At 54.4% G+C, this 20,293-nt stretch carries 13 protein-coding genes; 4 read left to right on the plus strand and 9 right to left on the minus strand.

The window, feature by feature from the left end:
• Window positions 1-3 precede the first annotated feature (3 nt).
• The 4 genes from FF011L_RS19190 to FF011L_RS19205 form a co-directional block, all read right to left on the minus strand.
• Entirely contained in the window at window positions 4-462 is a 459-nt protein-coding gene (locus FF011L_RS19190) for a hypothetical protein (RefSeq protein ID WP_145353379.1), read from the minus strand.
• A 41-nt stretch (window positions 463-503) separates the two neighbouring features.
• Complete coding sequence (locus tag FF011L_RS19195; protein ID WP_145353381.1) at window positions 504-1,550, minus strand: S1C family serine protease; 1,047 nt, start codon at window positions 1,548-1,550, stop codon at window positions 504-506.
• An 11-nt stretch (window positions 1,551-1,561) separates the two neighbouring features.
• Window positions 1,562-3,205 (minus strand): S1C family serine protease, encoded by a 1,644-nt coding sequence (locus FF011L_RS19200; protein ID WP_449314212.1) that lies wholly within the window; start codon window positions 3,203-3,205, stop codon window positions 1,562-1,564.
• Between the two features lie 188 nt (window positions 3,206-3,393).
• Entirely contained in the window at window positions 3,394-4,551 is a 1,158-nt protein-coding gene (locus FF011L_RS19205; RefSeq protein WP_145353385.1) for an NPCBM/NEW2 domain-containing protein, read from the minus strand.
• A 243-nt stretch (window positions 4,552-4,794) separates the two neighbouring features.
• Between FF011L_RS19205 and FF011L_RS19210 the strand changes: the two genes are divergently transcribed.
• Window positions 4,795-5,748 carry a putative 2-dehydropantoate 2-reductase gene (locus FF011L_RS19210; protein WP_145353387.1) on the plus strand — a complete coding sequence of 318 codons (954 nt, stop codon included), beginning with the start codon at window positions 4,795-4,797 and terminating at the stop codon, window positions 5,746-5,748.
• Window positions 5,749-5,933: 185 nt separating this feature from the next.
• Here the strand turns inward: FF011L_RS19210 and FF011L_RS19215 are convergent, their stop codons facing one another.
• Complete coding sequence (locus FF011L_RS19215; protein ID WP_246109517.1) at window positions 5,934-6,662, minus strand: polysaccharide lyase family 7 protein; 729 nt, start codon at window positions 6,660-6,662, stop codon at window positions 5,934-5,936.
• 271 nt (window positions 6,663-6,933) lie between these two features.
• On the opposite strand from FF011L_RS19215, the gene FF011L_RS19220 reads away from it, so the two are divergent.
• From FF011L_RS19220 to FF011L_RS19230, 3 genes are all read left to right on the plus strand, one after another.
• Window positions 6,934-9,936, plus strand: coding sequence for a DUF1553 domain-containing protein (locus FF011L_RS19220; RefSeq protein WP_145353389.1), 3,003 nt, complete (start codon window positions 6,934-6,936; stop codon window positions 9,934-9,936).
• Window positions 9,926-11,362 carry a DUF1501 domain-containing protein gene (locus FF011L_RS19225; protein WP_246109518.1) on the plus strand — a complete coding sequence of 479 codons (1,437 nt, stop codon included), beginning with the start codon at window positions 9,926-9,928 and terminating at the stop codon, window positions 11,360-11,362. Before FF011L_RS19220 ends, FF011L_RS19225 begins: the two co-directional genes overlap by 11 nt.
• A gap of 146 nt (window positions 11,363-11,508) precedes the next feature.
• Window positions 11,509-13,809 carry an alpha/beta fold hydrolase gene (locus FF011L_RS19230; protein ID WP_145353393.1) on the plus strand — a complete coding sequence of 767 codons (2,301 nt, stop codon included), beginning with the start codon at window positions 11,509-11,511 and terminating at the stop codon, window positions 13,807-13,809.
• A gap of 1,216 nt (window positions 13,810-15,025) precedes the next feature.
• Here FF011L_RS19230 and FF011L_RS26490 read toward each other — a convergent pair.
• The 4 genes from FF011L_RS26490 to dnaJ form a co-directional block, all read right to left on the minus strand.
• On the minus strand, window positions 15,026-17,785 hold the full coding sequence (locus FF011L_RS26490) for a sialate O-acetylesterase (protein WP_246109519.1): 2,760 nt from the start codon (window positions 17,783-17,785) through the stop codon (window positions 15,026-15,028).
• 471 nt (window positions 17,786-18,256) lie between these two features.
• Window positions 18,257-18,523, minus strand: a complete 267-nt coding sequence (locus FF011L_RS19250) for an FmdB family zinc ribbon protein (RefSeq protein WP_145353395.1) — start codon at window positions 18,521-18,523, stop codon at window positions 18,257-18,259.
• A 17-nt stretch (window positions 18,524-18,540) separates the two neighbouring features.
• Window positions 18,541-19,101, minus strand: a complete 561-nt coding sequence (locus FF011L_RS19255) for a nucleotide exchange factor GrpE (protein ID WP_145353397.1) — start codon at window positions 19,099-19,101, stop codon at window positions 18,541-18,543.
• Window positions 19,102-19,112: 11 nt separating this feature from the next.
• A complete protein-coding gene (dnaJ, locus tag FF011L_RS19260) occupies window positions 19,113-20,273 on the minus strand; it encodes a molecular chaperone DnaJ (RefSeq protein ID WP_145355622.1) in 1,161 nt (386 codons plus the stop codon).
• Window positions 20,274-20,293: the final 20 nt, after the last annotated feature.

Raw genomic sequence — 20,293 nt, forward strand, 5'->3', positions numbered from 1 at the left:
TCTTTACGCCAACCGTTGTTGATAGAACCGCTTGATCCAGTGCCGGCCTTTCCACTGCAGGCAATGCTGTTCCCAGCCCCAGCGTTTTAACAAGCGATCACTGATTGCGTTGGTACTGACGTGGGCGACGATGGCTAGCGCGCCTTGGCTATCGGCGATTTCATCGAGCGTCTGCAATGCTCGTCGGAAACTGGCAAACCGTGTTTGCGGTCCACTTCGGACATAGTCCAAAGTCAAGAAACCAGGCGATCCTAGTGGACGATGAAAATCCAAGACGCAGCGATCGGCTTTTCCGTTGGCGAAATGGGTGTCCCACCAAACTCGAGCGATCGACGTTGGAAGGGCAAACCAACGTGACCGAATGGCGATAACCTGACCGTTCTCAATCACGATCCGGCCGCGACGAATGCGTCGCAGTGCGGAGGGGTTTTCGAAGGGCTTGATTGGACTGGGATTTGACATTTCAATCGGTTGAACAATGGGGACAATTGTTCAACCGTAGCTTACGGTTTTAATGTCAGCGGAATAATTTCCGTCCCGCGCTGCAAAACCAACTGGACTGGGTCGCGACGATCGATTCGCCTTAATCTTGCCACCAGATCGCGTTGACTTTCAATGCGTTGGTTATTGATTAGCAAAATCAAGTCATCCGCTTGCACTTTCATCGCCGCTGCGGGACTGTCGGCCCGTACATCGTCTACGTACGCAGGCGTTTTTTCCAGCACATCCGGAATCAAAATAATCCCTAGTCCACGGACCGAGTGCGCTTCATTGCGTGGTAAAACCGGTGCTGCATTGGCAGCCATGGATTGCTGTTTCCCACTCAGAATCGCTGCAATCGCGCCACGTAATGCACTTGAGGGCAGGGCATAATTCAACCAAACACCGGTCGATTCGTCTCGCAATTCCTTCCCCAACATTCCGATCAAATTACCTTTGGTATCGATCAATGCTCCGCCAGCGGCTCCTGGATTGTTGGCAATCAAATCAAGCAGAAGTACTTCCCCGGAGTAGGACGACTTAAACGTTCCGCGACGGGCCGCAAGCGGCGCCACCGTCGACACGACTCCGCGCATCACGCTGGCAGGCTCGTCGCCGGTGGCGATTCCAAAGAGGTTACTGATTGCCAAGACGGGAGTCCCTGCAGTTGGCATATCGCCTGCTCGAACTTCAAAAAAGGGAAGGTCCCCGGCGTCGATTTTTAGAACCGCCAATTCCAATGTCGGCTCAAACCCGACAATCTTCGATTCGAAGCGGCGTCCATCATCCAGAATGACAATAGGATCGACATCGAGCACCGAACTCCAAGCGGTAGCGATATGCCCTTCAGGCGAAACCAGAAATCCGCTCTGATAGCCTTCCATGGATGCCACACCTCCGGCACCATAGATTTTGACCACGCGTTTTTGGCCTTCATGGGCACGCGTCTGCAGCGACGATTCCGCTGAAGCGACCGTCCCCAGCAAACAAGCGAACGCACAGCAGAAAACCGTGAGATACGATTTTCTCAGACGAAGTATAAAAGCGGTCGCAGGAATTCGCGAATTCATCAATCTATTTCTCAGTTCGATTCAATCGAAGCTTGGGTAGTCCATGATTGGATTTTGATTCGAATATCGGTTTCCGTGCCAAACTTCAGCTCCAATTCCTCTGGCAGTTTTGCGGCGTTGTCCCCCGCGGGCCAGAGGAACAGCAATTCGGCGGGGTCGCGGTCACGCCCTGCGATGCCTTCGATTCCCAACAACCGATTCTTATCCATCAAGAAACGCGACTCCACTTCGCCTCGAGTTCCCACGAGGGCATCGACCAGGGGCAATCGACCGAGGAATGGAAGCGTTCCCATGTAATAGGTATCGCCATATTCAGCAGGTCCTACCTGCACCATTCGTTTCAAGGATTGCAAAACCGTCAAAATGGCTGTCGGCGATCGGTTCTCGATCGATTCATACCACTGACTCGGTTTATCGAGCTGCAATATTTGTGGTTCATCGGTTTCGGTTTTACCCAGCGTCAGACGTTGCAGATCGTCCTCAATCACCAGTTCGATAGCGCGTCCCGACGGAGTCTGCCCAGTTATCAACCAACCTTGCTTATTAGAAACGGTAGGGAACGCTTTACGAAGGGCCGCGTGCAAGTCTTTCTGGTACTGCAAATTGGGGTGATAATTCGCATACCCCTTTCTAGCGTTGTAGTTTTCTTGGATCGATTCGGGCAGTTTCTTTTCACCCCCGTGAGGATCCTTTTCGGCATCGGGACTAGGTGGAGGTGGTGGTAGAGCCCCCGCCATTTTCTCCAGCAGCTCGTCTTCCAAGTGGACTCCGGGAAGCCGCACGATGGTGTCGATCGTCTCCCCTTCATGTCGGTAGACGAGGGGGACTCGCCAATCTTTTGGCAACGTGCCAAGCACATTTTTAAAATCGTTGGCGGTCAAAATCGGCTGCCCGGCCAACTCCAAAATTTCGTCGCCATATCGCAAACCGCGTCGGAAGGCGTCGGAGGATTCAAGAATGTTACTGACAGCGGCGCCTCCATCGGGTCCTGTCACAACAGTCGCCCCTAAAGTTGCATGGTCCAGAATGCGGCCGCTGCGCAGGTAGCCCAAGAAATTCTTCGCTTGATTGATGGAGATCGCAAATCCCACCCCGACGTTCACACGGCCTCGTTTTTCAAAACCAGCCCGTCCCACGATCCCAATCAAATTTCCTTCCGCGTTATAGATCGGGCCCCCGGAATTGCCTGGGTTGATCGAAGCATCGGTCTGGATGCAGTTGGCATATTCCAGCAAAGTCCCTGCAGGATACTGATACCTGCGAACACCACTGATGATTCCCCAGGTCACGGTCGGCTGCAGATTCGAAGCGAGCAGAAACGGGTTACCGACGACAAAACACTCTTCGCCTGGCTGCAGAAGATCACTGTCGGCCAATTCCGCGACAGGAAAATCGTCGCGTCCCAGCAAGCGGATCATCGCCAAATCGCCCACCGGATCGATGCCCACAATCACGGCATCGTAAACATTCCCATCCGACAGCCCACAACGCATGTACGCTCCCGCAGGGCTACTCACATGAAAATTGGTCAGCGCGTAACCATCCTTCGATATCAAGACTCCGCTCCCACCACCTCCGCCACCGGGAACAAAGACCGCGACGGCGGTCGGTACGGCTCGCTGAATTGCCGCGATCCGTTGCTGTTGTGCCTGCATCACCGCTGGGGGAACCTGTACTTCTTCCGCCGCCAATCTAGCGTCGGACGCACCGCCACCCAGCCACTCGCTTCCTCCAATGAAAGCGAGAAAGAGTGCTAGTTGCAGAGGCAAAAGCCATCGCTGGGATGCTCGGTGATTGGGTTGCATATTGCCGTGATGTGAGAAAAGAGTATTCATCAGATCCATTATTTCAACAATCTTGGTTCACGAAGATGAACGATATCCCCAATGTCTCCATCCCCACCATAATCGACCTCAAAGGTCACACGGCTGGCATCGCCGATCGGCAGCATCAGCATTTGGGGGGCTTCGCCAATCTTCAGCGATTCCTCCCACACCTGTTTATCATTCAGGAGGACTCGAACGTCACATTTTCCGCCCAAAGTCACCGAAGGATCGATTTGAATTTCGGCTGCTAATTTACTGAACCCAGGATCAATTCGATAAGAGACCGACGACTTGCTTGGCATCACGAGGTAGCTGTCTTCCATACTTCGAACCCCCAACCACTTTTCCGTCAGAGCCGCATCCACCGAATCGGGAATTGCAATCAACGGTTGATAGGTTCTGCTAAGAGGTGTTTTGGTCGCAAGGAACTGTACGCTCCCGGCGAACTCAAGCGAACGAATCAAATCCAATCGGATCGAGTGTTTAGCACCTCCGACAGAAGTCAGCGTTACGGTCCCCTCATCGTCGCCTGCCGCTAAGGATGCGACATTCCAAACCGACCCAGAAACATCCTTCAAACGAAGCAGGCCGGGGGGCAACGAATCAGGATCGTTGCCTCCAAACAGGACGCCTTCCAATCGGTTGAATGGAGCGTTAACTGGCGAACCCTCCAGATCGAATTCAATTTTTTCATCCGCGATCGATTTAACCACTCCGGAAACCGAATCAAGCGTATCGCCTCCGCGGCGGATCACCAGGCGGTCTGCGGCCTCCGCCTGTTCCACCAAAGCCGCCCACTGAGCATCCACAGCGGCTGCTGGCGGGCGAACGCGAAGTCGTTTCAGCTGAGACAACGGCAGTTCCAAAATTCCTTGCCGGCGTAATTCAAGCTGAGCCGTTTCGTCTTGCAAAGAAATAGCATCGACCGATAACTGGCTGCCGTCTCGGAGCGTCACCTGCAGATTTTTGCGGCTTGCCTCCTTTTGCGAAGGCTGTTCAACGCGTTGAATCGCATCGAGCGTTAACTGCCGGGGTTCGCCGTCGACCGTCAGCATCAATTCTCCCTCCTGCATACCGGTCCACTCCGCCGCGTAGGGATCCCCTTCCAACGGGGTGATCTGGACGGTGACGCTGCCAGCAAGCATCCAAGCGAAAATCAAAAGCGGAAACGGCATCGTGGGATCTTATCCAAAGCACAGTACAGCGAAAGAAGAACGTGGTGGTTGTATTGTAGGCCGTGGCGCCCCTAGTCGCCAACGGTAACGGTTAAAGACCACCGCCTAGCGACGACAGCTTCATTTACCACCGTCCGGCAACGTAGCGACACTCGCCAGAGCGTGGACAGGACAGGGAGATTTTTGTTACAAGTTCCACAGAGTTGGTCATCCGTTCCCTAAAACCTTGAAAGAATCGTTGAAATGGGGAAGCGTAGTTTTGCAATCATCGGAAGCGGGGCCCTTGGAGGCCTTTACGGGGCAATGTTGGCCCGAGCCGGCTTTGACGTCCATTTTCTCTTCCACAGCGACGCCGAACATGTCCGCCAGAACGGGCTTCAGATCGATTCGAAGAATGGCGACTTCCACCTTGATTCGGTGAACGTCTATGACGATCCGGAGGCGATGCCCGCCTGTGACGTGACCATCCTAGCTCTAAAAACGACCAACAATCATCTCCTTCGCGACTTGCTTCCCGGCCCTACGGGAACCGGAGGGACCGTGCTGGTCCTTCAAAACGGTCTAAATGTCGAAGTCGAAACCGCCGCGATCGTTGGCCCCGGCCGCGTTCTAGGCGGTTGCTGTTTCCTGTGCAGCAACAAAGTGGGTAAAGGTCATATCCGACACCTCGATTACGGGCGAATCGTTTTCGGACGTTACACTCCAATCGACGCCCCACCTCCGGGGATCGACGCGTACACCCAATCGCTGGCGGACGAATTGCAATCGGCAGGGATCGATGCACAGCCCACCCCAGACCTATGGCAAGCGCGCTGGCGAAAATTGATGTGGAACATTCCCTTCAACGGATTGTCGGTCGTCTTAGATGCGTCGACAAAACAATTGATCGAAGACGAACACGCCTGTCATTTGGCCACCGATTTAATGCAAGAGGTAGCCAACGCATCCGAAGCGACCGGCCGCCCCCAACCAGACGACGCGATCGAAAAGACCATCGACCATACCCGTCACATGGTCCCCTACGACAGCAGCATGCGGCTGGATTATCTATCCGGTCGCCCGATGGAAATCGAAGCGATCCTTGGCAATCCAATCCGTATGGCAGCCGGTGCAGGGTTAAAACTTCCCAAAGTCGAAATGCTCTATCACCAACTGCATTACCTGCAATCAAAGAAGAACTCGGATACGCCTCAATGATCCGAGCACGCTGGCGGTGAGGCGAAGTGGCTAGAGCTCCGCTCCGGCCTTGGGGGCATGAAATTGATAACTGGCGTAGTGGACTAGGCAACGAGTCCTGCCCTTAGCGCAACGGCGCGAGCCGTCCGGCCACTGAACGTTTTTTTTGGGGCATCTTCTTAGCCCGGAGGGTGGCAGATCCCGATCTACTGGACGCTCAGTTCGTAAACTTCGACTTCCCCGTAGGCGGTTGGCTTGTCTCCTTTTTTGACGTTCGACTGTGTATAGCAGCCGACTTTGAAGTAACACCCGCTGCGGTCGATTTTCCAGTCCATCTTTTGAACTTCGTTGTACCACAACTGAACGCGTCCCCCGCCGGCGACGATTCGAAGCTGAAAGGGTTCGCCCAGTCGATATTCTTTGTCCAACATGACATCGTCGGCTCCATTCCTTTCGACGATCAACTTCGAATTTTCTAGACGGACCATGATCAAGTCGTTGTCGGCGTCGTGAATCTGAGCACAGACAACATGCCGTTTCACATCCGGCGTATGGGTAATCGCCTGCTTGACGACTAGCACTCGTTCTTCGGTCCCTTTGGTCGACCATTTCATTTCGTCTTTACCATCGGCTTTCATCTCACGCAATTCCGAGCGTGGGTACTTCGAATTCTCGGTTCCCAGACCACCGCATACCGCCCGAAAGACCACGGCTTGCTTAGCTTCGGAAACGAAGAAACAGGAAGCGTCGGCGAAGGATTCTAATTCGGGCTGAGTCACTTCATCTGGATTTCCTTTTCGCGACGTGTCGTATGGCAGCGTCAGTTTCCACACCCGCAAATCCAAGACCTCTGCAGGAACCTGAGCCAATACACGCCCAGAGGGACCAACGGTCAACAAGGTCCCGACAACCACCGCAACGAACCGAATGTTCACGAACAAGTCCAATTCAGGAATAGGGCACAGCGGATTTAAATGCTCGAGCGAGCTTTGATCATTCGAGTACCTGCAGTATATCCAATCCGATTTTCATAAAATTGAAAACATGGAATAAACAGGCCCTCTCGGAATGAAACAATCTAACGGATAGGTGCGGACACTTTCGGCAACTTCTCTGACCGATCAGCCCAACAGATTTTCAACCGGGATCGAGCGACCGCGATGAGATATACTGGAGCCCCCACCTCTCGCCTTCGGAGCCTAGCACGTGTCTTCCTATCGCCGCCCACAGACAACCCTATTGCGAATCGCGTTCATGGCGACGGTGTGCTGCTTTGCAGGATCGTTTGGTCAGGCAAACGACAAGGTCGACTTCGCGACACAGATCGCGCCGCTGCTGGAACAGAACTGCCTTGTTTGTCATTCTGCAGGCATCGACAAAGGAGATCTGTCGCTTGCGACCGCACAATCGATCCTCGACCAGGGACTGATCATCCCAGGCGATTCCGATTCAAGCCAATTGGTCGACATGATCACCTCGATCGACGGCGAACCGGCTCAGATGCCCAAAGAAAAACCTTCGTTGACTGCCGACGAAGTCAAATTGATTCGTCGCTGGATCGATGAGGGGGCGACATGGCCGACAGAGACCATCCTGCGTGAACCCTCGAAGAGTGACGCAAGTTGGTGGTCCTTTCAACCGCTCGCCTCGGCCCCAGCACTCCGCTCAATTGATGATTTCATCGATCAAAGCTTGGCCGAAAAACAGCTTCACCGCAGTCCACCAGCCGATCGTCGCACCTTGATCCGGCGTCTGACATTTGACCTTCACGGGTTGCCTCCTTCGCCGGAAGCGGTTGCCAAATTTGAAAACGACGAACGACCGGATGCGTACGCTCGTTTGGTCGATCAATTACTTGCGTCGCCGCGTTACGGCGAACGGTACGCCCGACATTGGCTGGACCTTGCCCACTACGCGGACACCCACGGTTTTGAAAGAGACCGCCGCCGCGACAACGCTTGGCGGTACCGCGACTATGTGATCGACGCATTTAACAATGACAAACCGTTCCCTCGGTTTCTACAAGAACAAATTGCAGGCGACGTTCTCTGGCCAGAAGAGCCCGAAGCGATTGTCGCTACCGGGTTCCTTGCTGCTGGGCCTTGGGATTATGTCGGCCATGTGGAAACGAAAAGCCCGATCCTCCGTCGCGCCGCTCGCACGTTAGATCTGGATGACATGGCGACTCAGGTAATGACTGCAACCATGGCGATGACCGTCAACTGTGCTCGTTGCCACGACCATAAACTGGACCCGATATTGCAAGAGGAATACTATCGACTACAAGCGGTTTTCGCAGGTGTCCAACGCAAAGAACGCTTGATCAGCCAAGCGAGTGCCGACGAACATCAAACCCAACGCGACCTCTTGCTATCGCAGATAAACAAACTGGACTTTGAAATCGGACTACTCGAAGACCAAGGCATCGATCTAGCCGATATCGTCGGCGGGGGCAACGGTTTTGGAGCAGGAACAAAACGTGCTGGCTTAGATCCGCGAAACGCAAACGCGACGTCAAAGGACGCGGGTGGGCTTTCCGAAATCACTCCCAATCAATTTGCCAAATCCAGTTTACCTTTCGTCGATGGACTGTTCATTCCCGATGGAAACGATGGCGCAACCCCCATTCCGATTACCTCGACAGGGCTGACGATTTCGGGACTTCCCGGCACATCGGGACAGGCCTGGGATGCGGTGCGGAACGGACCGGTCGCCAGCCAGCACTCTACGGTTCTCTCCGACACCGACTTTGCAGTCAGCCCCCACACCTTGCTTGGACTGCACGCCAACGCGGGAATCACATTCGACTTACAAGCGATCCGACATGCGACGAAACGCGTCCAGCAATCCGAGCAGGAATCGCTTCGTCTCACCGCCAAAGTTGGGTACTTTGGCGCTCAAGGCGATTACCGAGCGGATGCGTATTTATACGTCGACGGCAAACAAGTCGCTCATTTTTCTCAGCTTCGTCGCGAAGATGGACTGCAGGCAATTGATTTGATCCTTCCAGCATCGGCAGGGTTCCTAACGCTGATCTCTACCGATGGACAAAACGGCTACAGCCACGACCAAATCGGTTTCGGAGACGCCAGACTTCGCTCAACGGTTTCCGTCGAGCGATCCGAACAAGAACAACAAAAACTGTCCAACTTAAAAACGGAACGTCAAGAATTGGCCTCCGAGCTAAAGAATTTAGGATCACCGCCAAAATTCTACGGCGTCGAATCGGCAGCGCAAGTTCCCGCGGTCCATCTCTTACAACGCGGCGACCCTGAAACTCCGGTTGGCGAACCGTTGGCTCCCGGTGGCTTTGCAGCCCTGGCGATGCTTTCGCCTGAACTGGGTACAGCCGAATCAACGGCAGACGAACGTCGCGTAGCGTTGGCCGACTGGATCACCGATCCAACCAACCCATTGCCACCTCGCGTTATTGTGAATCGCCTGTGGCATTGGCACTTTGGCCAAGGAATCGTCAACACGCCAAGTGATTTCGGATTCGGGGGTGGTTCCCCTTCGCACCCTGAATTACTTGACTGGCTGGCGGTGCAACTGCAGCGAGAGAACGGATCCCTCAAAGCGATCCATCGCTTGATCCTGAACAGTGATACGTACAAGCAACAATCGCGTTTTACCAGTGACGATCCCGCAATCGCTGTCGATGCCGACAACCGCTTCCTTTGGCGTCAAAACGCGAAGCGTATGGAAGCGGAAGTGATACGCGATTCGATCTTAACCATCACAGGCAAACTGAACACCGAACGGGGCGGACCAGGATTTGAAGATTTCCAGTACCAGGACGCCTACGCACCGATCTACACCTACGTCACGGCCGACACGTCTCCGCTGTGGAAACGGAGCATCTATCGGTTTGTTGTTCGCACCACGCCGAATCCGTTTCTCTCGACTCTGGATTGCCCCGATCCGGCCAACCTGACTCCGACGCGACTGACAACCACAACTCCGCTGCAGTCCCTTTCGCTTTACAACAATGACTTTGTCCTTCGCCAAGCAACCTACTTGGCCAAGCGGATTCAGCATCAATCCGCAGACTCCCGATCCCAACAAATCACAACCGCCTTTCAGATCACTCTGCAAAGAAATCCGACGGCGGATGAATTGGCGACTGCCACCGAGTTTTTAGAAACCAAGTCATTGTTTGCCTTCTGTCGTGTTCTCCTAAACTCGAATGAATTCCTCTATGTCGACTGACAGAAAACAATTATTGCCCAGCAGCCGTCGACAATTTCTGCTTCATGCAGGAGGCGGATTGGGGGGTGTTGCTTTAGCGACGCTGCTTGCTGGGGATCAGCAAAGCCACGCATCCGCGCAACCCAAGCAAACGGCAAAGCGAATCATCCAGATTTTTTGCCCTGGAGGGATGAGCCAGATCGATACGTTCGATTACAAGCCGGAACTTGAGAAACGGGCTGGAAAACCATTTGACCCTGACGGCAACCTGCAATTCTTCGCATCCAAACCGGGAAATTGCCAGCCCAGCCACTGGAAGTTTCGGCAACATGGTGAATCGGGACGTTGGGTCAGTGACCTGTTTCCCAAACTAGCCACCTGTGTCGATGACATGGCGTTCATCCATTCGATGCACAGCAAGACCGCGTTGCATGGTCCCGCCTGCTTTATGATGAACACCGGTTTTACGCTCCCCGGTTTTCCCAGCATGGGATCGTGGGTGACCTACGGCCTGGGGAGTGAAGCCGAAGACTTGCCGGCGTTTGTCGTCCTTCCAGACCCGCGAGGACTACCTCCTGGAGGCGTGATCAACTGGGGTTCGGGATTCCTCCCCGCAGAATACCAAGCGACAACACTGAACACCAAGGATCCTGCCCGCCCGATCGCGGATCTATTCCCGCCCGATAACTTCAAACCCAAATCGACTGCCGCCAAACGTGACAGTCTGGACCTGCTGCAAAAATGGAATCGGCAACACCTGCAACAACGTTCCGGAAATACGGAACTGGAAGCTAGAATCAAAGCTTATGAGCTAGCCGCCCGCCTGCAATTAAGTGCTCCGGAGGTCACCGACATTTCGGGTGAATCGAAAGCGACGCAGGCGCTCTATGACATCGATCACCCTGAAATCGGACCGTTTGGTCGTCAGTGCCTCCAAGCCAGACGACTGGTCCAGCGTGGCGTCCGCTTTGTGCAAATTTACTGCGGTGCGGAAAACACCACCGCGAAAAAGATCCGCCCCAATTGGGATAGCCACGAAGATCTACCGCGAGACCATGGGTACTGGGGGGCCGTCCTGGATACGGGAGCCGCCGCACTGCTAAAGGATTTGAAATCACAAGGGATGCTGGAAGATACGCTGGTGATCTGCACCACCGAATTCGGCCGGCAACCAGGTGCCCAAGGGAGTGGAGGGCAGGGGAGAGATCACAACGCAGGGGCATTTACCAGTTGGTTGGCGGGAGGTGGGATCCGCGGCGGCGTCGCTTATGGAGCCACCGACGAACTTGGCTTCAAGGCGATCGAATCCCCGACCTACAGTTACGACCTGCATGCCACGGCACTGCACCTACTGGGCATCGATCATACCCAACTGACTTACTACCACAACGGTATCGAACGCCGGCTAACCGATGTCCACGGACATGTCATCAAAGAAATCATTTAGCAATTTTTAAGTGAAAGCAATCCGTCGCTACCGACGCCAGTCGCTGGACGATCACGCTCTGGCGAACACAGCAACGACGATGACGTCGAACGCTCACGTCTCTCGCGAAATCCGTTTTTCCCTGACCTTCCACAAAGTCGCAAATCATGCAACGACGTTCCTTACGGTTTTGGACACGTGTTTCTTTCAGCATCCTGGCATGTTGCTTCTCCATCGGTGCTCGCGCCGAAGACGGGCCTGGATTTAAAGTCCATTTACTGAACGCGGAATCCGAATTTAGTGCTGCGACAGCGATCGACATCAACCAAGACGGTAAAGTCGACATCGTTTGTGGGGCTTGGTGGTACGAAGCGCCACACTGGACGAAACATCGTTTTCGCGAAGTCCCACAAATCCGCGGTCGGTTTGATGACTATTCCAACCTCGCGATGGATGTCGACCGGGATGGTTTGAAGGATATCGTCAGTGCGAACTATCGGAGCAACAGTTTGTACTGGTGCCGCAATCCTGGAATTGACAAGAACGGAAAACCATTGCCCGAACCTTGGTCCATGCAGATCATCGATCGGCCGGGAGCCAGTGAAACGGGCCGCTTGGTCGATATCGATGGTGACGGTCACATCGACGTGCTGCCCAATGGGCTTAAATTCGCCGCCTGGTACGAAGCCAAAATCCCAGATTCGGCTGCAGCGAATGCCACATCTTCCGTTACCGTCGATTGGCAACGGCACGACCTACCGAGTGAACTGAACGGGCATGGGATTGGTGCCGGCGATCTAAATAACGACGGCAGGACCGATGTCATTGGTCCCAATGGCTGGGCCGAAGGGCCGAGTGATCCTCGCAATGGGCGTTGGACTTGGCACCCCGAATTCCAGCTAGCCAAAGATTGTGGCCTGCCGATCTTGGTCGCCGATGTCGATCAAGATGGCGACAACGACCTGATCTGGGGACGTGGACACAACGTAGGGCTGTACTGGACCGAACAGCGCTCGCCCGAATCCGAGGCTTGGTCCTTTGACGAGAGCATCGACGCAGACAACAGCGACTTGCAGGCAGTTCATCCCAGCCTTCTGCCTGGGCGTTGGGTGACCCACGCAATCGATACCAGTTTTAGTTGTGCCCACACCCTAATGCTTGCCGACATCGACCAAGACGGACGCGACGACCTTGTCGTTGGCAAGCGATTCCAAGGTCACGATGGCCGCGATCCAGGAGAAAACGATCCGCTGACGGTACGTTGGTACAAGATGCCAACGCCCGAAACCCCAACTTGGACCTCTCATATCATTTCTTCAGGCGGCAAATGTGCCATCGACCTGGATTCGGTTTGTACCGACTTGGACGGCGATGGAGACGTCGACATTCTCGCTCCTTCAAGAGGCGGCCTGCACTGGATTGAAAACCTAGGGTCAATCTCGCCGCTGCCCGAAACCACCTCCGTCTCCAACAACTCTAATCAGGCTGAATTACAGCAAGTCATCGGTGACAACCAGCTTCAAACGACGGCCGCCTTACTAGAACTTGGACAACGTCGCGAGGACATTCGCCGATCGATGGAATTGGTCATGGGACCGCTTCCAACGGCTCAATCTCGAATCCCTCTGGACGTGCAAGTTGAACAGGTTACGCGTTTAGAGAAGTACACGCGGATCAAGCTGACGTATACGTCCGATCGAACCAGCCGCGTTCCCGCATACCTATTGGTTCCCCATGCCATCGCCGAACCGGCCCCGGCAATGCTCTGCCTGCACCCAACTCAGTTCGAACTAGGAAAAGCCCAGATATGTGGCATGGGGGGTAAACCAAGTCGCTTCTACGCCCACGAATTAGCTTCACGCGGATTCGTTTGCTTGGCCCCTGATTACCCTAGTTTCGCCGAGTACTCATTTGACTTTGACACAGCAAATCCACCGTACGTCAGCGGGTCCATGAAAGCGATTTGGGATAACATCCGAGGAGTCGATTTACTGGAAAACCTTCCTTGCGTATCGCGAGATCAGATCGGTGTCATTGGACATTCATTAGGCGGCCACAACGCGTTATTCACTGCGGTCTTTGACCAACGTCTGCGAGCCACCGTAACCAGTTGCGGGTTCACCGCCTTTGCCGACTACTACGGAGGCAACCTGAAAGGTTGGACCACCCCACGGTACATGCCACGAATCCAAACGGTCTACGAGGGGCAACCCGATAAGCTCCCCTTTGACTTCACCGAAGTCTTAGAAGCAATCGCGCCAAGACCGCTATTTGTCAGTGCCCCCAAAGCGGACAGCAATTTTGAAGTCAAAGGAGTTCACACATGTGAAGATGCGGTCACGCCGGTCTATCAATTTTTGCAAGCCGAAGACAATCTGCACTTCCAGTATCCAGACTGCGAACACGACTTTCCCGAAGACGTCCGTGAGCAGGTTTATCAATGGTTGGAAAAGGCACTGAAGAAGTAGAAAGATTGTAGCCTTTCACGCCGCGACACCGTTGCGCAAGAATCGCCATCCACGGCGGTGCAATCGCACGTAGCAGAGTCTCTCCGAGACTCGTGCGATATATAAATGAAGAAAGTCTGGCTCCCCTCGCCCCTAAGCGAGCTCTTTGGTGCGGAAGAAATCTCTGCTAGCTCATTGTGTGATCTCTGCCTCTTTGTTTGATTTAGTGGAGCTCGCTTGGGGGAGAGGGGCTGGGGGTGGACTGTCAGAAATCATAGCGGCGTGGCAATCTACGTAAACTGCAGCATGTCAGACAACCCGGACTTGGAACGCTGTGAAACCATATTTTTACCAGCACTTTGCGGTAAAAACGACCGTGAAACACATCGGTTTTGTCGGGTTGCGTCCAGGTCGACACCGACAAGTTTTTGACAGTCCAGGCTGGGGGAGAGGGGGAGATTTCCAGGCGGCGATTTTGCAGCGAAGACGCGGTGAAAGCCTCGGATTTCAAGCGATTATGCCACGCCTTGCCCAACGCTGTCGGCCCCTCTCCCCCAGCCCCTCTCCCCCAAAACAAGCCTTTGAATCGTACTTAATTGCATTAGCTGGCGAACCGTTGATCCAGTATCAAACCTGTTTTAAGCGAGCTTGTTTTGAGGGCGAGGGGAGCCAGACTTTCTTTACTTGTAAATCTCATCGCCTCTCGGGACGTGCGATTTATTAATGAAGAAAGTCTGGCTCCCCTCGCCCCTAAGCGAGCTCTTTGGTGCGGAAGAAATCTCTGCTAGCTCATTGTGTGATCTCTGCCTCTTTGTTTGATTTAGTGGAGCTCGCTTGGGGGAGAGGGGCTGGGGGAGAGGGGGAGATTTCCAGGCGGCGATTTTGCAGCGAAGACGCGGTGAAAGCCTCGGATTTCAAGCGATTATGCCACGCCTTGCCCAACGCTGTCGGCCCCTCTCCCCCAGCCCCTCTCCCCCAAAACAAGCCTTTGAATCGTACTTAATTGCATTAGCTGGCGAACCGTTGATCCAGTATCAAACCTGTTTTAAGCGAGCTTGTTTTGAGGGCGAGGGGAGCCAGACTGTCTTCATTTATTCTTTTCACGTCCCGAGAGGCGGAGCCACACGTAGTAGAGTCTCTCCGAGACTCGTGCTGGCTGCTCTCCGCCTCGGAGAGGCGGAGCTACGAGAATGGAGCTACGAGAGGCGACAATTTGGTGCCGCGCGCTTATGGCGGGTTACTCTTTTACTTCTGCGATGTAGACGGCGGTTTTGAATTTCTTGTTGCCGACCTCGTGCGCTGAATAATAACTAACCCACAACGAATCATTGTGCCAGACGAGCCCTGGATAGCTGGTGTCGCCTCCGGAGGGGAGCGTTTGGAATTCGGTCAACGCACCGGTTTCTGGATTCAACCAACAAAGTGATGTGCGAACTCGTCCGTCATACAGTCGTACGGCGGCGACGATTCGGCCATCGGGTAACTGCAAGATATGAGGCCCACCGACTCGGGTGCCCATGTCGATCCATTCCCACTGATCGTAGGGAGGCATCGATTTCCCTAGCATCCCCGACTTCGAATCGCCGTCGCGACGCAGCAGACAAATCGCCTGCCCGTCGGCCTGAAATAGGATCGACGTCTCGTTGGGATAACCGGCTTCGAACATCCGATCGACATGGGTCTGAAAGGTTCGTCCGCCATCCTGACTGCGGAACAGGCTTATATGCTTGTCCACCGGAACACCGGTATGGTAGCCAATCGCATAGGCATTGTCCCCGGCAAACGTCGTTCGCCATAACCAATAGTTTGCCGGTCCGATGTCTTGTCCCTCGGACCATGTCTTTCCGTCTTTGGAAAACCAGGCGATCGACTGATGACGCACGCCCGTTTCCGGCGGAAAGGCTCCAGCCCCCGACAGCATCAGCTCTCCTTCAGGCGTGACGGTCATTTTTGCATCCCGCAAATCGGCCGTGGGATGCGTGATCACCGCGGCAGAGGTCCACGTCTTGGCATCGTCGGACGTCAAAATCTGCAACGCTCCATCGGGCGAAACATGAGCCGTTCCTTCGCGATAGACGCAGTACCACTTATCTTTAAACAAGACCAAATCGGTAAACGCATTGTGGAATTTTTTATCTCCGATCCGTTGCAATTTCTTAATCTTGAACGCATGCAACTGCTTATAAATTTCGGATAGCGGCAACCGACGGACGACCGATGTCGAAAGGTGTTCCCCTTTGGCTCGCCGGCCTGCAACATGCGACAACAATACCGAACCATCGACAAAATCGATCGAGGTGTAGCAGTACCATCCCATCGGATCCGAATCTAACGGGATCGAATCCGACCAGGTTTTTCCGTCGTCCGACGAAATAGCCAGGGCGAGAGGCGTGCGGTTTGGCGACGGGGAATCCATGAATCCATGATCGTTCCAAATCGCGATCAAATCGCCCGTTGCGGGGATTCGTTCAATCGAAGCGGGCGAGCGAGGCGAAACCAAAGCGGATGGTTTCAAAGTCGTCCAGGTCGCACCCCGGTCGGTTGATGTCGCTTGGTATTGGACTCCGGCGTCCGTGCGAACCCACATCAATAAACTCCCGTCCCGACGTTCGACGACGCCAGGCTCTTGGGCGGCCACGCGATTCCCTTCGGCATCGCTTGCTTTCTGAAACGTATCCGATCGTTGCCAAGTTGCTCCCGCATCGTCCGATGTGTAACACGTCACTTGCCCTAACCAATCCGGCTTCTCCTGTCCGGGACGATGATGCAGGGCCACCGGGGCAACCAATCGCCCAGCCGACAGTTGGATGACACGATCATTGTTCAATACGTAATAGCCAACTTCCGCATCCGGGATCATCTGAACCGGTTCGGTCCATGTCTTGGCTTCATCGGACGAAAAACGAACGACCGGTCGGCAATCGGTAAGCGAATTCTTAACCAGGTAGAAGAGGGCGATGCGATCGTCTGCCAAACGCAATAGCGATACCGACATCACATTCATGCCACCTTCGTTCGCAACGACCAATTCATCTTCGGTGCTCCACGTTGCACCACCGTCGTCGCTATATCGACTGACCAACGTCGCCGATCCATGGTCACTGGCGTCCGATTCAAAACGCGAATAAACATGCAGAACCCGGCCGTCGGCCAGCTGAATCAAATCACCTTCGCTGTTCCGCGGATTCCCTTCGCTAGGGGCGAGTGTCAAAACGGGTTCCAGCGATTCGATCCACTTCATCGCGGCCGCATATCGATAACCAAATTCACGCAGCGACGGGCTATCGAAATGAACCTGATCTCCTTTGTGGTTCAATCCATCGGCGGGAACAAACGCGGTCCGCGGAACAAGCCGAGTGACATTTTGTTGAGCGGTATCGACCTGAATGCGTCCTTCGGTCCAAGGGCGTTCCTCAAATTTGCCCAACTGACCGATCAAGAACGGCAGACGAGGGTTCTGAAAAGTTTCACGGAATCGACCGATCAATTCGATCAGGCGACCTTCATACTTTGCGGCCGCAGTCGGCTTCGAATCCGATTCGCCTTGATGCCACAAAATCCCCTTCAAATCACCTTGCTCCACGGCCGCAGTTGCACGAACCAACATGTCATCCCAGGGATGGGAATTGGTCTGTTTATGAAAACCTTCGGGCTGCCAAGTCTCGATCCCCGATCCACCCACAGCACAAGGGATCAAACCGACGGTGACTCCGGGATGTGCTTTGGCGTATTCCGCGGCAAAGGACCTTCCCACACCAACTCCGGCGATCGTTGGTTTATCGAAATGGAGCGGATCGACAGCCGGCACCCATTGGCGGTCTTTGTTTAGCATCAGAATCCGAGGATTCGGTTTCTTGTCGGCTTCGCTGACCACGCCTCGACCAGCCATATTGGACTGACCGGCCAACAAGAACAGATGAAATTTCTGCGGGTCTGCGGGGACCGGTGACGCGTCAGGGTCTGCCGACCAAGCGAGCGATACCGAAGAGCAAACCACGGCGAGGGAATAAAGAAAGAAACGCTTGAGGCGTTGCGCAGAAAAATGTCGAAGCATCTTGGAGGCTCAATTCATCGAGGCGGGAAATGCACATGAGGGCATCTAATATAGCCCAAAAGAATTGGCAACCTCGGCTTGGATGCAGATCGCGAAAAATTTGGAAACGTTTTTTGCGAGAGATTTTGGAGGAACGCTCCTTGCGGAGCGGCGCGAGCCGTCCGGACTTTCGGTGGGAGTGCGGCGGGCCGGAGGACTTGCGCCCTACCGCTAAGAATTTGCGTGACAGTCCTGGTGGAACGGCGTGAGGCGTCTGGACGTTCGATGGATGCGCGGCGGGCCGGAGAGCTCGCGCCCTACCGCTAAGAATTTGCGCGTCGCTCCTTGCGGAACGGCGCGAGCCGTACGGACTTACGTTGGGAGCGCGGCGGGCCGGAGAGCTCGCGCCGTGCTGCTAAGCCGATTCGTATTCGCTTAATCTTTTTTCTTGGCGGCCGGTTTGCTTTCAGACTTCTTTTCTGCGGGCTTGTCGTTCTTGGCAGCTTTCTTGTAGGAATCGCTGCGGTAGTCGGTTTGGTAGAACCCACTCCCTTTGAACATCAACGCCCCACCGGTACCGAACAGACGACGCAATTTCAGCTTTTTGCACTCAGGGCATTTCTTCTTGATGGGATCATTGATCCCTTGAAAAAGCTCAAACGTGTGATGGCAAGCGTCGCATTCGTAATCGTAGGTAGGCATTCTAAAAACCTTATCGCTTAACTGGTGGGTTGTTGAGGACCGGTGCTAACAATGACTTGGCTGGGGCGAACCACGCGGTCGTACAACTGAAAACCGGACTGGACTTCCATCGCAACGACGCCCGCAGGGTACTTGTCGCTTGGAGTCTGTTGGATCGCATCATGATAGTTCGGATCAAAAACTTCGCCCAACGCAGGAATCTGCTTGCAGTGATGTTTCGCCAAGCTGTCATCCAGTTGTTTGATCACAATGTTCAAACCATCGCGAACCGACCCTTCGACGTCACTGAAATCGGCATCGAGTGCACGAAGCAAGTTGTCCCGAACCTGGAGCACGTCCTGCAACAGTGGGATTGCCGCAAATCGCAATTGCGATTCGTAGTCAGCTTTGATGCGTTTGCGAAAATTTTCTTTCTCCGCTTCCGCCATCAAAACGCGTTTATCCGCCTCGACCAATTGCTGCTGCAAGGATTCAACCGTTGGTCCCTCCGCGTTGGAGTTTTCAAAAGTATCTTGCGGCCCGCCTTGTGCGGAATCTTCGCTCGAGTCTTGTTCTTGGTTTGAATTTTCTTCAGCCATCGTGATTCAGATCAGGATTCAGAGGGTGGGGTTGTTTCAGGGTCAAAAAATTCTCGCAGCTTCGACAGGAAAGACTTCCGTTGTGGCAGCACGGATTCATGCTCCAATTCCGCCAACTCTCGAAGCAGTTGTTCCTGCTTTTCACTCAATTTCTTTGGGACTTCAATAATGGTCTGGACCTGCAGGTTACCGCGTCGGCCTCCGCGTGGATCGGGCATCCCTTGGCCGCGAACCACAAACACCTCTCCACTATGCGTGCCGCTCGGAATCCGTAACTGATGCGGTCCATCCAGGGTCGGAACCTCAATCTCGGCTCCCAACGCGGCTTGGCTGTAGGAGATCGGCAATTGCAACACCAAGTTGCGTCCATCGCGTTGGAACAGCGAATGGGGCTGCACGGAAATAAACAGGTAGCAATCGCCAGCGGGCCCACCATCGGGACTCGCTTCCCCTTCACCGGGAACCCGCACGCGCATCCCATCATCGACTCCGGCGGGAATATCGACGCTTCGTTCGACTCGCTCGGACTGCAGTCCTTGGCCACCGCAATCGGGACAGGGAGTCCCGATCATTTTACCTGCCCCATGACACTGTGGGCAGGCGGTTTGGACGCGTAAAATACCGGCCGACTGAATCACTTGTCCCTGCCCACCACAGGTGGTGCAGGTTTGTGGTTTGCTACCGGCCGCGGCGCCGTTCCCTTCACAGGTGCTGCAGATCACGCGGCGGCGAAAGGAAACCTCTTTCGAAACTCCTCGGGCAGCCTCTTCCAACGTGAGCGATACATCGCAGCGGACATCCGCCCCGGGGCGTTGTCGTCTTTGTCGGCCGCGACCGCGTCCACCAAACAGATCGCCGAAGGAGCCTCCACCTCCGAACAGATCCCCGAAGGCATCGAAGATATCTTCGACGTCATGGAACTGCGAACCGCCCCCACCGCCGTTGTTCACTCCAGCGTGCCCGTAGCGGTCGTAACGTGCTCGTTTATCGGCATCGCTGAGGACTTCGTAGGCCTGACTAGCTTCTTTGAATTTATCTACCGCATTTTCATCATCTCGATTGCTATCGGGATGGTAACGAATCGCGAGCTTGCGGTAAGCGCGATCGATGGTTCCCTTGTCGCTATTCCGTTCGACTTGGAGAACTTCGTAGTAGCAGCGTTGCTCGGCCATCACTAATGAGCTGCGTTTTA

The sequence above is a fragment of the Roseimaritima multifibrata genome, assembly GCF_007741495.1.
GTDB lineage: Bacteria > Planctomycetota > Planctomycetia > Pirellulales > Pirellulaceae > Roseimaritima > Roseimaritima multifibrata.

What these genes read in the sequence shown, in the direction of transcription:
- FF011L_RS19210 (WP_145353387.1), top strand. Translation starts at nt 4,795, where the DNA reads ATGGGGAAGCGTAGTTTTGCAATCATCGGAAGCGGGGCCCTTGGAGGC.
- FF011L_RS19255 (WP_145353397.1), bottom strand. Translation starts at nt 19,101, where the DNA reads ATGGCTGAAGAAAATTCAAACCAAGAACAAGACTCGAGCGAAGATTCC.
- FF011L_RS19230 (WP_145353393.1), top strand. Translation starts at nt 11,509, where the DNA reads ATGCAACGACGTTCCTTACGGTTTTGGACACGTGTTTCTTTCAGCATC.
- FF011L_RS19195 (WP_145353381.1), bottom strand. Translation starts at nt 1,550, where the DNA reads ATGAATTCGCGAATTCCTGCGACCGCTTTTATACTTCGTCTGAGAAAA.
- FF011L_RS19225 (WP_246109518.1), top strand. Translation starts at nt 9,926, where the DNA reads ATGTCGACTGACAGAAAACAATTATTGCCCAGCAGCCGTCGACAATTT.
- FF011L_RS19250 (WP_145353395.1), bottom strand. Translation starts at nt 18,523, where the DNA reads ATGCCTACCTACGATTACGAATGCGACGCTTGCCATCACACGTTTGAG.
- dnaJ (WP_145355622.1), bottom strand. Translation starts at nt 20,273, where the DNA reads ATGGCCGAGCAACGCTGCTACTACGAAGTTCTCCAAGTCGAACGGAAT.
- FF011L_RS19205 (WP_145353385.1), bottom strand. Translation starts at nt 4,551, where the DNA reads ATGCCGTTTCCGCTTTTGATTTTCGCTTGGATGCTTGCTGGCAGCGTC.
- FF011L_RS19190 (WP_145353379.1), bottom strand. Translation starts at nt 462, where the DNA reads ATGTCAAATCCCAGTCCAATCAAGCCCTTCGAAAACCCCTCCGCACTG.
- FF011L_RS19200 (WP_449314212.1), bottom strand. Translation starts at nt 3,205, where the DNA reads ATGCAGGCACAACAGCAACGGATCGCGGCAATTCAGCGAGCCGTACCG.